10 protein-coding genes are annotated in these 14,085 nt (G+C 46.1%); 3 read left to right on the top strand and 7 right to left on the bottom strand.

Annotation, left to right across the window (positions count from 1 at the left end; translation table 11 throughout):
* Nucleotides 1-36: 36 nt before the first annotated feature.
* Nucleotides 37-729: a hypothetical protein gene (locus tag HB679_RS02110; protein WP_214070281.1), complete on the top strand. Its 693-nt coding sequence runs from the start codon at nucleotides 37-39 to the stop codon at nucleotides 727-729.
* Nucleotides 730-902: 173 nt separating this feature from the next.
* On the opposite strand, the gene HB679_RS02105 is transcribed toward HB679_RS02110, so the two are convergent.
* Nucleotides 903-1,403 carry a peptidylprolyl isomerase gene (locus tag HB679_RS02105; RefSeq protein ID WP_214070280.1) on the bottom strand — a complete coding sequence of 167 codons (501 nt, stop codon included), beginning with the start codon at nucleotides 1,401-1,403 and terminating at the stop codon, nucleotides 903-905.
* A gap of 63 nt (nucleotides 1,404-1,466) precedes the next feature.
* On the bottom strand, nucleotides 1,467-3,479 hold the full coding sequence (locus HB679_RS02100; RefSeq protein WP_214070279.1) for a thioredoxin domain-containing protein: 2,013 nt from the start codon (nucleotides 3,477-3,479) through the stop codon (nucleotides 1,467-1,469).
* 331 nt (nucleotides 3,480-3,810) lie between these two features.
* Here HB679_RS02100 and HB679_RS02095 point away from each other — a divergent pair, with 331 nt between their 5' ends.
* Complete coding sequence (locus HB679_RS02095; RefSeq protein WP_214070278.1) at nucleotides 3,811-5,805, top strand: M1 family metallopeptidase; 1,995 nt, start codon at nucleotides 3,811-3,813, stop codon at nucleotides 5,803-5,805.
* 347 nt (nucleotides 5,806-6,152) lie between these two features.
* Here HB679_RS02095 and HB679_RS02090 read toward each other — a convergent pair whose 3' ends face one another.
* The 5 genes from HB679_RS02090 to HB679_RS02075 all read right to left on the bottom strand — a co-directional run bounded on the left by HB679_RS02090 (nucleotide 6,153) and on the right by HB679_RS02075 (nucleotide 11,435).
* Nucleotides 6,153-6,800, bottom strand: coding sequence for an outer membrane beta-barrel protein (locus HB679_RS02090; RefSeq protein ID WP_214070277.1), 648 nt, complete (start codon nucleotides 6,798-6,800; stop codon nucleotides 6,153-6,155).
* Between the two features lie 528 nt (nucleotides 6,801-7,328).
* The gene (locus tag HB679_RS02085) at nucleotides 7,329-9,722 is read right to left on the bottom strand and encodes a glycoside hydrolase family 2 TIM barrel-domain containing protein (RefSeq protein WP_255547521.1); all 2,394 of its coding nucleotides are present in this window, start codon (nucleotides 9,720-9,722) and stop codon (nucleotides 7,329-7,331) included.
* Between the two features lie 72 nt (nucleotides 9,723-9,794).
* Nucleotides 9,795-9,983 (bottom strand): hypothetical protein, encoded by a 189-nt coding sequence (locus tag HB679_RS20560; protein WP_255547520.1) that lies wholly within the window; start codon nucleotides 9,981-9,983, stop codon nucleotides 9,795-9,797.
* Nucleotides 9,984-10,214: 231 nt separating this feature from the next.
* Entirely contained in the window at nucleotides 10,215-10,985 is a 771-nt protein-coding gene (locus HB679_RS02080; protein ID WP_214070276.1) for a DUF1080 domain-containing protein, read from the bottom strand.
* A gap of 72 nt (nucleotides 10,986-11,057) precedes the next feature.
* The gene (locus HB679_RS02075) at nucleotides 11,058-11,435 is read right to left on the bottom strand and encodes a VOC family protein (protein WP_214070275.1); all 378 of its coding nucleotides are present in this window, start codon (nucleotides 11,433-11,435) and stop codon (nucleotides 11,058-11,060) included.
* Between the two features lie 286 nt (nucleotides 11,436-11,721).
* Here HB679_RS02075 and HB679_RS02070 point away from each other — a divergent pair, with 286 nt between their 5' ends.
* The gene (locus HB679_RS02070; protein ID WP_214070274.1) at nucleotides 11,722-14,013 is read left to right on the top strand and encodes a UvrD-helicase domain-containing protein; all 2,292 of its coding nucleotides are present in this window, start codon (nucleotides 11,722-11,724) and stop codon (nucleotides 14,011-14,013) included.
* Nucleotides 14,014-14,085: the final 72 nt, after the last annotated feature.

The raw sequence follows: 14,085 nt of genomic DNA, 5'->3' as shown, positions 1-14,085 counted from the left end.
TTCGTTAAAACTTAAATTGCCTTAAATTTTACGCCAGTGAAAAACCTGTTAACCTTACTCTTTTGTTTTTTTTGTGTAGATGCCTGCCTGGCACAACAAGTTCAGGAAAAGAAAAACGTCATTATTGATGATATTATAGAACAATACCAGGCGACGGTAGATAGCAACGGCATAGAAACCAAAGTTGGCAAGTACACCGCGCTTCGCAGCAAAAAAACTATTGCCAGCGGCCAATATAAAAATGGCAAACGCATAGGCACCTGGTATTATTACGACCACGACGGCAAGATGCAGCAGCAGTACGACCACGACAATAACAAGCTACTTTTTGAAGCACCCGAGCCCAACCCATCCAACTTTCATTATTTTATGGATGTCGATGTCAGAAATCAGGACAAACCACAGCAGCCCATTAAGATTGGCGGGCGATATTTTGGTTATTTGCCCTATTTGAAATTGATCAGGCGTATCCATGCGCTGCGAGGCATGGACGAGACCGGTTGTAATGCCGTTTTAACCATATTAGTAAGTCCTTTAGGAAGGATGGCAGATTGCTCGGTACAACTGTTTTGTAATAGTGCCGACCCAATTTATTATACCGTAGATGCTGCTGATTTACCGGAAATAGACAAGACATTTATACCGGGTACCTTTAACGGGCAGAAGATTGCAACACGCATTACTATACTTTGCAAGGCAGATAAAAATAGTGAGGTGAATATTTATTGATAACTCTTACTTTTTTGTCATCTCGAACGGAGTGAGAGATCTATACACACGCTGAGCATTGGCCAACAACTCGTGTATAGATTTCTCCCGTTGGTCGAAATGACAACCGTTATAATAAAAGAGTTCCCTGCTAAATAGCAGGGAACTCTTTTATTATATTCAAAAAATATTTCTTAGTGATGATGATGTCCATCTGCACCGTGTGCATGGCCGTGTGACAATTCCTCGGGAGTTGCCGGGCGAACGTTGATGATCTTACCTTTAAAGTGCAAAGGCTGACCAGCCATCGGGTGGTTCAGGTCTACAATAATAGAATCCTCTGCAACTGAAACAACCTGTCCCTGGAAATGATTTCCCTGGTTATCCTGCAAAGGTAAGATAGCACCAATTTCAGGCAAATCTGCACCCTGGAACATTTCGATAGGCAAATTTGCTACCGCTTCTTCGTCATGTTCGCCGTAGGCGTCTTCGGCGGTTAATCTAAAATCATAAGTATCGTTAGTTGATAGTGTGCTTAGGTTTTCTTCAAACTTAGGCAGCATCTGGCCTGCGCCAAATAAAAAAGTTAGCGGTTGTTCTTCGGTAGCACTTTCTACCAATGCTTCGGTTCCATCTTCCTGGTCAACGTACAGATCGTAAGTTAGTGACACTACATGTTGTGCTTCAATTTTCATTGTTAAATTTATTTTGTAAAATATTGGCACCCATGAGTGCTTGTTGCTTTAATAAATAATGTTTTAAGCCTTAATTTGTTTTAAGGCGTCGGCGATAGTATCGACGGGGAGACCGCAGGTTTTGTCCTTACAGACAAATATTTGCGTCCGGCCAGTAAACTTATCGCGCAGCAAAGGTAAACTTCCTTTTTTACCACCCAAGATAATTTTGTTGGGGACGTAATTTTTTTCCATTTCTATGCGCAGCGCCTCGGAATTTTCGCCCACAATCGCCACTTCCGATGTTCCGAAAACCTCTTCCAATAACAACATCCCCCAGTTTGAGTAAGCCGAACCATATTTGGCCATATGCGGCATAATATTGCGCAATAGCTGCTCGGCTATTTCGGTGTGTTGCTCGTTATCGAAGAGCAATCCTAGCTTGTGCAGGTTACGCGCCATCACCGAGTTTGAAGACGGAATAACACCATCCATGATCTCAGATTTACGGGCGATGAGTTGTTCGTCATCATCGGCAGTAAAAAAGAAAATACCGCTTACATTATCAAAATAATGGTCGATGGCGTTGTCTGCCAACTGCACGGCGTAGGTTAACCATTGCTCATCAAACGTTACCTCATACAAAACAATAAAGGCATCAATCACATTGGCATAATCATCCAGGAACGCTTCTTTACCGCCTTGTTCCGCATTCGCGGGACCTTTATAAACCCGGATAATACGGCCATGATTTAGCAAATGATCGACAATAAAACCGGCATTCTTCAAAGCCAATTCCAAATAATGCGCGTTATTAAACGCGCGATAAGCATCGCACAAACCTTTTAACATTAGTCCGTTCCATGAGGCCAGAATTTTGTTATCCAACCCCGGACGTATGCGCTTGGCCCGTACGTCAAACAGCTTTTTGCGCGATGCAGCAACGCTCTCCAGCATTTCTTCTACAGAGATACCGATTGCCTCAGCCAAATCGTTATCATGGCCCCGTTTAAACAGGATATTGGTTTCCTCCTCTTCCCAATTGCCTTCGTCGGTAATGTGGTAGTAGACGCAGAATAGCTCCGCTTCGGCGCCTAAGACCTGTTGTATCTCTTCTTTATTAAAAGTATAGAACTTCCCCTCTACCCCTTCACTATCGGCATCAAGGGCAGAGTAAAAGCCGTCCTCCGGTGAAAACAGTTCACGGGTAGCGAAGTCTACGGTTTCGGTGACTATCTGCTTGTATAACTCATTGGGTTGCCAGGTATACGCTTCAGAGTATAGACTAATCAGCTGCCCGTTATCATACAGCATCTTCTCGAAATGCGGCACATGCCAAAGGCCATCTACCGAGTACCGCGCAAAACCGCCGCCCAGATGGTCGTAAATCCCCCCTTCTGCCAGCTTTTGCAAGGTAAGTTTCGCCAGTTCGGCAATCTCCTCGTCCTGCATCAAATGCGCATAGCGGATCAAAAACTGCCAGTTATTCGGCATCGGGAACTTAGGCGCGGTGCCAAAGCCACCTTCTGTACAGTCAAAGTACTTCTTCCAGTTATTAACGATGGTTGCCAGATCCTCCTTATTGTATTCCGGCTGGGTAGTTACAAAAGGAATAGACTCATATTTTTGGATACCTTCTGTTAAGCGGGCGGCATATTCTAAGGCGTCCTCTGGTTTCTGTTTATAGTAGTCGGCCAGGTTAAAGAGCAGGCTCGTCCAGTCGTTCTTCTTGAAGTAGGTGCCGGCGTAGATGGGCCGCTGATCTGGCAGGCAGATACAATTCAAGGGCCAGCCGCCGCGACCGCTAATGAGTTGCACGGCGCTCATGTAGATCTGGTCGACATCAGGGCGTTCCTCCCTGTCTACCTTGATACACACAAAGTACTCGTTCATTACCGCAGCCACCTGTTCATCTTCGAAGCTTTCATGCTCCATTACGTGACACCAATGGCAGGCCGAATAACCTATGCTTACAATAATTAACTTGTTCTCGTCTCTCGCCCTCTGCAAAGCCTCTGGCCCCCATGGGTACCAGTCGACCGGATTATTGGCATGTTGTAATAGATATGGCGAGGAAGAATTAGCTAGACGATTCATGGGGTAAAGTTGCGATTATTAAAGTACTTAAATAATAAATGGATTGGCAAACCTAAAGTTTTGACAAATGTGGGATTAAGCAGATTGACAAATCTTAACCTTCTTTCCGCCAAAGGCGAAGAGAGGGTGGTCGAGCGAAGCAAAGACCGGGTGAGTCCCCGCATTAGCGATAGCAGCGGATACCGGCCCGTGATTAAGGCCCTGCGCAGTATGAGCGAATAGCGCGGGCCGCAGGCAATGCCATAAACCATAAGTCCGTACACACAATTGCGCGATATTATGCAATCACATTTTATTTCACTTTATTTGTTGTTCAAAAATTAACTGATCAATGCATTACTTTAAAAACTACTTGCTTTTAGCATGCGGAGTGGTTGCTATTGCCTTCACAGCATCGGCACAAACACCCGGCGACACTGTTAAATACAATCACTCGGACCTTTTCGGCCCTATTACCTGGCCAACTACCAGCAACGGCACCCGGTCTGCCGCCGGCAAACCGGGCCCTAACTACTGGCAAAACCGTGCCGACTATCTGATTCATGCCAGTCTGAATGAAACCGCGATAGATACCACTATTAACGGTGACGTTACCATTACTTATACCAACAACAGCCCTGACCAAATGGATCATTTGTGGCTGATGCTTGATCAGAACCTGTTTCGCCCCGACTCTCGTGGCGCTGCAGTAACCCCTATAACCGGCGACCGTTTCGACGTGAAAGGCTTTAGCCGCGGCGGCGTTAAGGTTGAATCTGTTACCGTTACCTACAAAGGCCAGAGCTACACGGTTACCCCGGTTATCACCGATGCCCGCATGCAGGTGCGGCTGAACGAGCCATTGGGTGCCAAAGGCGACAAGATCCAGGTTAAGGTGAACTATAACTTCTCGATACCTTTCTACGGCGCCGACCGTATGGGCCGCAAGAAGTTTAAACAAGGCTACGTATATGAGATTGCCCAGTGGTACCCGCGCATGTGTGTTTATGACGACGTGGAAGGCTGGAACACCCTACCTTACATGGGCCTTGGTGAGTTCTATTGCGACTATGGCGATTACGACTACTACATCACCGCCCCTGCTAACATGACCGTTGCCGGTTCTGGCGATTTGCTGAATGCCAGCGAAGTGCTTAGCGCTACCCAACAAAAACGTTTAGCCGATGCCCGCCAAAGCGACAAGACGGTAACCATCATATCAGAAAAAGAAGTTGGCGCTGCTGCCACCCATCCGTTTAAAGGTAGCCTGACCTGGCACTTTAAGATGGAGAATACCCGCGATGTATCATGGGCGGCCTCGACAGCGTTTATTTGGGATGCTGCTAAGGTTAACCTGCCGTCCGGACGTGCTTGTATCTCGCAGTCGGTTTACCCAATTGAGAGCGCTGGGTTTCATGCCTGGGGTCGCTCTACCGAATATTTGAAGAACAGCATCGAGATCTACTCTAAAGCTTATATTGAGTATCCATGGAACTCGGCAGTTAACGTGTCTGGTGTGGCTTTGGGTATGGAGTACCCGGGTATCATCTTCTGCTTAAGCGGCTTGAAAGACGGCGGCCTTTGGGGCGACGTTACGCATGAGATTGGCCACAACTGGTTCCCGATGATTGTGGGCAGTAACGAGCGTAAATACATGTGGCAGGACGAAGGTTTTAATACCTTTATCAATGAGTACTCAACCATGATGTTTAACAATGGTGAATATGCGCCGAAAGACGCTGCCAACCACCCGACTATGTATGGTGACGGACACGCACAGCAAGTATTGCGCGGTTATATCAGAAGTAAGGACCCATTGATGACGCCATCTGAGGCTATTGGCTTAAATGACTATGGCCAGTACTACAGCAAAACCGCTTTAGGTTTAGATATGCTGCGCGATGAGATCTTAGGCCCTGAGCGTTTTGATTACGCCTTCCACGAATACATCAAGTATTGGGCAATGAAGCACCCAACGCCTTACGACTTCTTCCGTGCCATGAATGATGCCGCCGGCGAGGACCTGAACTGGTTCTTCAAGCCATGGTTCTTCACTACCTGGAAACTTGACCAGGCTGTTACCGGCGTTAGCTATATGGGCGGAATGGAAAACGGCGCGATCATCACCATAGAGAACAAAGAGAAGATGGCCATGCCGGTTGATCTGTTGATTACGCAGACTAACGGCAAAACCGAACTATTGCACCTGCCGGTTAACGTATGGCAACGCAACGGTATCTGGAAGTTCAAATACCCTTCAACCTCTGCTATCAAATCTATTGTTATAGACCCGGATCATAGATTACCGGATATTGATTTGAAGAATAACGTTTATAAAGCAGAATAAGCGAAAAGCTTAAAGACTAAAGCAGAAAGCTTGTATAGCAAAGCCCCGGTTTCATCCAGAAACCGGGGCTTTGTTTTGTTTCACGCGTGTGTATGCCGGATGAAACAAGTGAAACAGTATTTTTAAATAAGTTATTGATTATTAGATATTTGATAATTCACAGTGAAACAGAATGAAACACTAATCCTGACTTTTAAGTATTTTTTTGTTTCACTTAGTTGTTAAGATTGAAACAAGTGAAACGCTTGCTGCAGCGTAAATTACTATCGCTTAGTAAATAACTTTTCATTCCTTTTAACACGGTTTACAAGGGTTTTTTTCTTTTAACCGAAGCGTATTAATGCTTATTAAAACTTATAGCCCACAGATACACTAATTACCCTGTTCTTTAAAGTATTGGTATCCGAATAAGACAGGTTACCCAGGCCGAGGCCGTACTGAACATCAACCAGGTATTTTTGGAGAACCAGGCCCGCGATGAAGTTTACGCCGTAGTCGGGGTTTTTATAGTAGTTGCCGGCGTAGGTTGGGTCGGCAGAATGGTCGCCGAAGCCGCCGTGGTATACGGTGCCGTCAAATGACTCTTTGGCCGCCAAACCATAGGCAAAATATGGACCGCCGCCAATGTGAAATTCGGCATCGGGCGCCAGCACCGCTTTGTAGAAGAAGTTAACCGGCAGCTCCAGGTACGTTAGTATAAATTTTGATGATGAGGTACCTTCTGTGGTTTGGTTTGCGTCTATCGTCCCGGTTACAAATCGCTCGCCTTTGGTGGTGAAAAACAAACCGGGTTGCAGGTAAAATTTGCCGTAGTCAATGTCGGCAATAACACCTAAGTTATAGTCGGTAAGCGCTTTGGCACCGGTTGGCAGTGTATTAGGGCTTAATACCTGTTTGGCAAAGTTTACGCCGCCCTTGATGCCCCAATTAATGGTTTGGGCGAAGGTGGTTGTTGTAGCAATAAGTAGTGTTAGGGTGATAAGGTTTTTTTTCATTGTATCAGTTAAATTTAGGTTTCGTTTGAAATTTTGTCATCCTGAGCATAGCGAAGGATCTTATCAAGTTTACTCAGCCAGGCGTATAAGATTCTTCGCTATGCTCAGAATGACAGTTTTTGTTTCCCCTCTTGAGAGGGGGCGCGTCAGTCGGTGCGGTGGCAGGGGTGTGTTAATGAAGCGGCTTAGCCTGTCGTCTAAACACACCCCTGCCCCTCTCAAGAGGGGAACCCTACGCGCGCCATCTCCACCACGTCATCGCGAGCATAGCTATCTCTACACGATAGATTGCTGCTTATCCGGAGATCGCCACGCTCGTACCTCGCTCGCGATGACGTGGTGGTAAATTTATCAACCTGACGCCTATTATTAAAATTGTCATCCTGAGCATAGCGAAGGATGTTATTCGTCATACTATTCCCACCGCGTCATCGCGAGTGTAACGTGGCGATCTCTGCGCGATAGGTGAACAGCCGACCTGGCGTGTAGAGATTGCTTCGTTCCTCGCAATGACGTGGTGGTGAGAGCTTACGGTTTCACCTCCACCATTTCCTCGCTCAAATTCCAACCCCTAACACTCACCTTCGGCTTAGCAACCGGCCCGTTGTAATCCAGCACCACCGTCTTTTGCTCACCCGGTAGCACAGACACATAGTTATCCGAGTAAAACACCGGCGTTACCCGTTTCTTGGTTGTAGGATTAATGAGCGACACGCGGTTAAAGAACGCCACAGGCGCGGCTTTTGGATTGCTGAGCGTTACAGCTATTTTGCCTTTGCTTAGTTGTTGGGCGGTAATCATCACTTTTGATGAGGCCATTTCATTGAGGCCCGAGTATTGTCCATATTTATCGGCCAGCCAATAGATATTATCGCTCAGAATTTTTTGACCCTCGCTCAGGCGCACATCAAGGAAAGCGCCATGATCTGCAGCTATAGTTTTGAGCTCTTTACGGATGTTGATGACATCGGCTACGCTGCTGGCATCCAGATCCTGGAAGAGCGTGGTGATGGGTTTTTCTTCGCCGTTGATCTCGTAGAGTTTTACGGTGGCTGTGAGGTGTTTATAGTTGGTAAATGTGTTGTTCACTACCTTCACCGTGCTGTCCGTAGGGTTAAACATAATGTGTACCGGCGCGCTGCCGTTGTGCAGGCCATACAGGCAGGCATTCACATCTAAATAATAATCGTACATCTGCCCGCGCATGGCGCTCCATGGGTTCTGTGTTTTCCAAATGATGGAGCCGGTGTACCAGTCCCACATATGCGAGCTGAAACCTTCCATCAAACCGCGGTATTGGTCGTAGTTAACCAGTTGAGCCTTTTCGGCAAAATCGCGCACATCTTTAGCCTTGCCATAACGGTCAATATAGTCTTGATAGCCAATATAGGTATGATAATCCCAAACAGAATCAGCATGTTCGCGGTGTTTAACGTTATCATATTGCGGCACTATCATGTTAGCTGCAGGTATGATACGTTGTAGCGATTCATAATCGCCTATCCCTACCGAACCTACCTCCGAGTTAAACGGATAAGTGCGCTTGGCCCAGAAAACCGACAAAGGCTGAATGTTATACGGCCCGTCGCCATTGGTGCCTTTTTCAGTTTTCGACATGTCCAGCGAGTTCGAGAAATCCACAAACCAGCGGGTGTTGTCCAATGCCGGCATCAAAGTATCGCGTACGGCACGCAGGATATCATCCGGCTGTGTAATTTCGTTACCACCGCACCATATGGTTAACGATGCGTAGTTACGTACCATTTTGATCTGGTCTTCTATCGATTTGATGTACAGCGCATGGTCGTCCGGGTATTTGCGGCGTGTGGCCTGATCTTCCAGTTTTTTCGGATCTTCCCAACGGCCATTGCAATCGCCCGATCCCCACATATCCTGGAAAACCATAATGCCGTATTTATCGCAGGCCTCGTAAAATTCAGGTCGCTCAATCAAAGCCCCGCCCCAAACGCGGATCAGGTTCAGGTTCATATCATGATGAAAATGCACCTCGGCATCATAACGTGCCTTGGTAAAGCGCAGCATCTCGTCGCTCACGATCCAGTTGCCGCCTTTGATGAAAATGCGCTGACCGTTAATATTGATTTGGCGACTTTGGGTATGGGCGTTCCATTCACTAGTAGTTTGGCGCACGCCTACTTCTATATTTTTTTGGTCGGATACTTTGTTAGCCCCCGTAACAAACTGTAGGTTTAAATGGTATAAATTCTGCGGACCGTAGCCGTTTGGCCACCACAATTTAGGGCTGTGTAACGAATAATCCTGTAACTGCACTTCGGTGGTAAGGCCCGGCTGCAGGGTTACTTTTTTAGCTACCGGTTTGCCATCCAAATTATATTTTAAATAACCGCTCACAGCTTTACCGGTAGCGTTTTGCAGTTGTGCCGATACTTGTATGATGGCCGGTTTCTGCGGACCATCAGGCTGCCTTACGCCTGGTACCAGCGTAACCACATGCGGATCGACTATGCGTACGCCGCCGGTTTTTTCGATAGTCACTTTATCCCAGATGCCGGTATTTCGGTCATGAATGGGTTGAATCCAATCCCAGCCCGGCGTGTATTGAATGCTCACGTTTCGGGCAATGGTGCCATCGCCACCCTGGCCGCCGTTGGGGTTGCCTACCGGGTCGGGCGGGAAGACAATTACTGCCAAACGGTTATTGCCATTCTTTGCCAGCCATTTGGTAATGTTAAAACTTCGGCGCAAAAACATGCCTTGCAGCACTTTGTCATTCAGCTGATGTCCGTTTAAAAAAATATTGTAGCCATAATTTACGCCGCGCATGTTCAGGTATACCTGGTTGCTGCCGGTGGTTTTAGCCTCTTTAAAATCTTTAATGAACCAATAGGTATAATAATCGCGACCCGTTACGTAAATATCCGGTATATGCTTATTATTCATCCCATAAAAAGGATCAGGAATTTGTTTGTTATTGAGTTGCGATGTGAGTACTGTACCCGGAACCGTCGCCGGCTACCAGCCGTTAAGTTGATAATTGGGCGCAGATATAATATTGCCGCCGTCGACCGCGCTTGCCTGTTTGCATTTCCAGCCGCTGTTTAGCTCGTAACTGGTTTGTGCCGATGAGCGCTCGGTCATCGCCATAAAAAATAGGAACGCTAAGATTATTGAGAATTGATTTTTAGGAGTAAAGAGGCGCATAGGCTTATTGGTTTGAAAGCATTGGATGGTAAATATAAAAATAATGCAGTTGCAGACTACAAGCATATTCGTCCGATTTAAAAACTTCGGACAGCGCAGGTAACATATTTTACCGTCATTGCGAGGCACGAAGCAATCTCTGCGCGCCAGGCGGATAATATGGCGCACCTATCGTGTAGAGATTGCTTCGTGCCTCGCAATGACGCGTTTAAATATTAAAACATGGTCTTCTTACAAGCTCCGAATTTTCATATTCCTGAACCTGATCTCATCGCCATGATCTTGCAACAAAATGCGGGTCGGTTTCTTTTTGCCAAAATCCGGTTCGTTTTTAAATTTGCTTTTGGCAATGGCCTTCAACAAAACGTCACCTCCCAGATCAAATTCTACGATCTTTTTTCCGTTTAGCCAATGCTCCACATGGTTGCCTTTTACAATAATGCGCGACTCATTGAACTGCCCGGCGGGATTTAGTTTTTTTGCATCATTAGGCGGAATAAGCGCGTAGAGCGCGCCAGTAGCATGAATGGGGCCGTTTTGCAATACATCCGGATGCCGTTCATCATCAACCAACTGATATTCAAATGCTACCGCGCTGGTGCCATCATCACCATTATACATTAAAAAGCCGGGGTTATGCTGGCGTTCCTGCAGCATGTAATAAATGCCGCTGTTGCCAACCTGCTGAATGTTCCATTCAAAACTAAACTCAAAATCTGTAAACAACTCGTCGGTCATCAGATCGCCGCCACCGGTGCGCGGGCGGCCGTTACCTTTGGCGTTTTTAAGGCAGCCGTCCTCAATTTTCCATCCCTTTGATGGGTTATCGGTTTCATAATAACTGCGCCAACCATTCAGGCTCTTGCCGTCAAAAAGCAGTTTCCAGCCTGCTGATTTTTCGGCGGCTGAAAGGGTATTCACTTGGGAATGTACTGAAGCCGCGCTAAAAATCAAAAAGGTCAGCATGATAATGCCAACGGCGCGTTGTATGTTATTTTTCATTTAGGTAATTGTTTAAGGTTAGGTTTATATAGCGATGGGTTTAGAACCTATCGCTATGGGTAATCTATAATATTAGTCTTTTGGCTCCCAGAGTTCAATGATGTTGCCTTCGGGGTCGAGGATATGAATGAACTTTCCGTAATCGTATTCGGCCAGTTCATCAACAATGGTTACGTTCTCTTTTTTTAGCTCCTCTACCAGCTCCACCAGATTCTCTACCCGGTAATTGATCATGAATTGCTTTTCAGACGGGTTAAAATATTTGGTATCCTGCGGAAAAAGGCACCAGGATGTTGATCCTTCTTTCGTAGTGTCTTCGGCATCCCGCCATTCAAAGGTTGTTCCGTATTCGCTTTGAGGTAGTCCCAAATTTTTGGCGTACCATTCGTTCATTGCTTTGGGGTTATCGCTTTTAAAAAATACGCCGCCCAGGCCCGTTACTTTTTTCATAATTTTGTGTTACAAGTATAAGTCTACGAGCAATTTCCGTGTATTTTGGGACAATAGCAAATGTTTTGTGGTAGTGCCTGAATAATAATATTAACATTAATCACTCTTGTCATTTCGAGCATAGCGAGAAAACTATACACATGCTTAGATTAGCGTGTGTATAGATCTCTCCTTTCAGTCGAGATGACAAAAAGAAGATAAAACGAACGCTAAAAACAGTAGCAAAATCTTTCGGCTTTCGCGGTAAAACCTTAATTTCGCAGACACAGAAAAAGAGGGAAAAGCATTGGACTACCTAGAAGGATTAAACCCCGAACAAAAAGCAGCAGTACAACAAATTAAGGGCCCGGTAATGATTATTGCCGGCGCAGGTTCTGGCAAAACGCGGGTTATTACCTACCGCGTGGCGCACCTCATTCGTAGCGGTGTCGATTCATTTAATATCCTGGTGTTAACCTTTACCAACAAAGCATCGCGCGAGATGCGCGAGCGGATAACCCATCTGGTTGGCCCCGAGGCGAAGAATATCTGGATGGGTACCTTCCACTCTGTTTTTGCCAAAATTTTACGTGTAGAGGCCGACAAATTGGGCTACCCCAGCAACTTTACCATTTACGATACCGACGATAGCAAAAGTGTGATCCGTGCTATTTTGAAAGAGATGAGCCTGGACGATAAGCTGTATAGTGTAAACCTGGTGCTTAACCGAATCTCGGCAGCAAAAAACAACCTGGTATCGTGGCAGGAATACCAGAAAAACGACCAGATCCAGGCCGACGATATTTCGTCAAACCGCCCTATGCTGGGCACCATTTATCAAACCTTTGTGCAGCGCTGTTATCGCGCCGGCGCTATGGACTTTGATGACTTGTTGTTCAAAACCAATGAGCTGCTGAAACAATATCCAGAGGTATTGAATAAATATCAGCATAAGTTTAAATACCTGATGGTGGATGAGTATCAGGATACCAACTTTTCGCAATACCTGATTGTGAAGAAACTGGCCGCTGTTAACGAGAATATTTGCGTAGTGGGCGACGATGCCCAGAGTATCTATGCTTTCCGTGGGGCCAATATCCAAAACATCCTGAACTTTGAGAAGGATTATCCTGATCTGAAGGTTTTCAAATTAGAGCAAAATTATCGCTCCACCCAAAATATTGTAAACGTTGCCAACAGCATTATCGCCAATAACAAAGAGCAGCTTAAAAAGAATGTTTTTTCTGAAAAGGACGAAGGCGATAAGATCAAAGTAATGCGCGCCTTCAGCGATAACGAGGAAGGTAAATTGGTTGCCGAAGAGATTATGCAGCAGCGCAGCTTGAAAGGCATGCGCTGGAATGAGTTTGCTATTTTATACCGTACCAATGCGCAGTCGCGTTCTATGGAGGAAGCCTTGCGCAAGCTGGGGATGCCTTATAAAATTTATGGCGGCCTATCCTTCTATCAACGCAAGGAGATTAAGGACTTGATCTCTTATTTCAGGCTGACGTTTAACCCGAATGATGAGGAAGCGCTAAAACGGGTGATCAACTACCCGCGCAGGGGTATTGGCGATACCACTATTGATAAAATTATTGTAGCTGCCGATCAGCACGGCATAACGCCATGGGAGGTGATTGTCGCACCCGAAAAATATTTGGAAGGCCGTGTATCGGCATCTGTCACCGGTTTTGCGGTGATGATACAGAGCTTCCAGGTACTTACCAAGACACAAACCGCCTATGAGGCGGCTTTATATATTGCGCAGCACTCAGGGCTTCTAAAGGACCTTTACGAGGATAAATCTGTAGAGGGGTTAAACCGCTATGAGAATATCCAGGAGTTACTGAATGGTATCAAGGAATTTAGTGAGCGCGAGGATCTCGAAGAAAAAGGCCTTGATGTATTTATGCAGGATGTTGCTTTGCTGACCAATGATGATAAGGATAAAGACAAAGACGCCGAGACTATATCGTTGATGACGATACATTCGTCTAAAGGTTTAGAGTTTCCGCAGGTTTATGTGGTGGGATTAGAGGAAAATCTCTTCCCGTCGCAGATGGCCTTGAACTCGCGTACCGACCTGGAAGAAGAACGTCGCCTGTTTTATGTGGCCGTGACTCGTGCCGAGCAGAAGTTAACCATTAGTTATGCTACCTCGCGCTTTAAATTTGGTACGCTGATCAGTTGCGAGCCAAGCCGTTTTTTGGATGAGATTGACGCGCAATACCTCGAGCTTGATTTTACCGCCCGACCTGCGCCCGGCGTTGGCAGTTTAAATTACGACGACGAGCGATCTGCCTGGAGCCGTACCGACGATAAGTTTTCTAAACCCAAACCTAAAAGCACCGCTGCGCCTGTTAAAACCACTTCTATTTTGGCCAAGGCCCACGTACCATCTGCCGACTTTAAACCGTCGGATACTTCAAACCTGCAGGTAGGTATGGAGGTAGAGCACGAGCGTTTTGGTTTTGGTAAAGTGATTAGCCTGGAGGGTAATAAACCCGACATTAAAGCTACCATCTTTTTTAAGGAGATAGGCCAGAAACAGTTGCTTTTAAAGTTTGCCAAGTTGAGCATTATAACCAATAATTAATAATTTACCCAGTTTTCGGGGAACCTATTCCCCATTTAAATCCACAGTTAATACAGTATTACGGTTTATAAG

It is taken from the genome of Mucilaginibacter sp. dw_454 (assembly GCF_018449775.1).
Lineage (GTDB): Bacteria > Bacteroidota > Bacteroidia > Sphingobacteriales > Sphingobacteriaceae > Mucilaginibacter.
Note: the sequence above shows the minus strand (reverse complement) of the source record. Positions and strands in the feature narration are given on the sequence as shown.

Coding starts and splice junctions, on each gene's coding strand:
- HB679_RS20560 (WP_255547520.1), bottom strand. CDS start 9,983: ATGCGCCTCTTTACTCCTAAAAATCAATTCTCAATAATCTTAGCGTTC.
- HB679_RS02090 (WP_214070277.1), bottom strand. CDS start 6,800: ATGAAAAAAAACCTTATCACCCTAACACTACTTATTGCTACAACAACC.
- HB679_RS02105 (WP_214070280.1), bottom strand. CDS start 1,403: ATGAAAATTGAAGCACAACATGTAGTGTCACTAACTTACGATCTGTAC.
- HB679_RS02095 (WP_214070278.1), top strand. CDS start 3,811: ATGCATTACTTTAAAAACTACTTGCTTTTAGCATGCGGAGTGGTTGCT.
- HB679_RS02100 (WP_214070279.1), bottom strand. CDS start 3,479: ATGAATCGTCTAGCTAATTCTTCCTCGCCATATCTATTACAACATGCC.
- HB679_RS02080 (WP_214070276.1), bottom strand. CDS start 10,985: ATGAAAAATAACATACAACGCGCCGTTGGCATTATCATGCTGACCTTT.
- HB679_RS02085 (WP_255547521.1), bottom strand. CDS start 9,722: ATGAATAATAAGCATATACCGGATATTTACGTAACGGGTCGCGATTAT.
- HB679_RS02075 (WP_214070275.1), bottom strand. CDS start 11,435: ATGAAAAAAGTAACGGGCCTGGGCGGCGTATTTTTTAAAAGCGATAAC.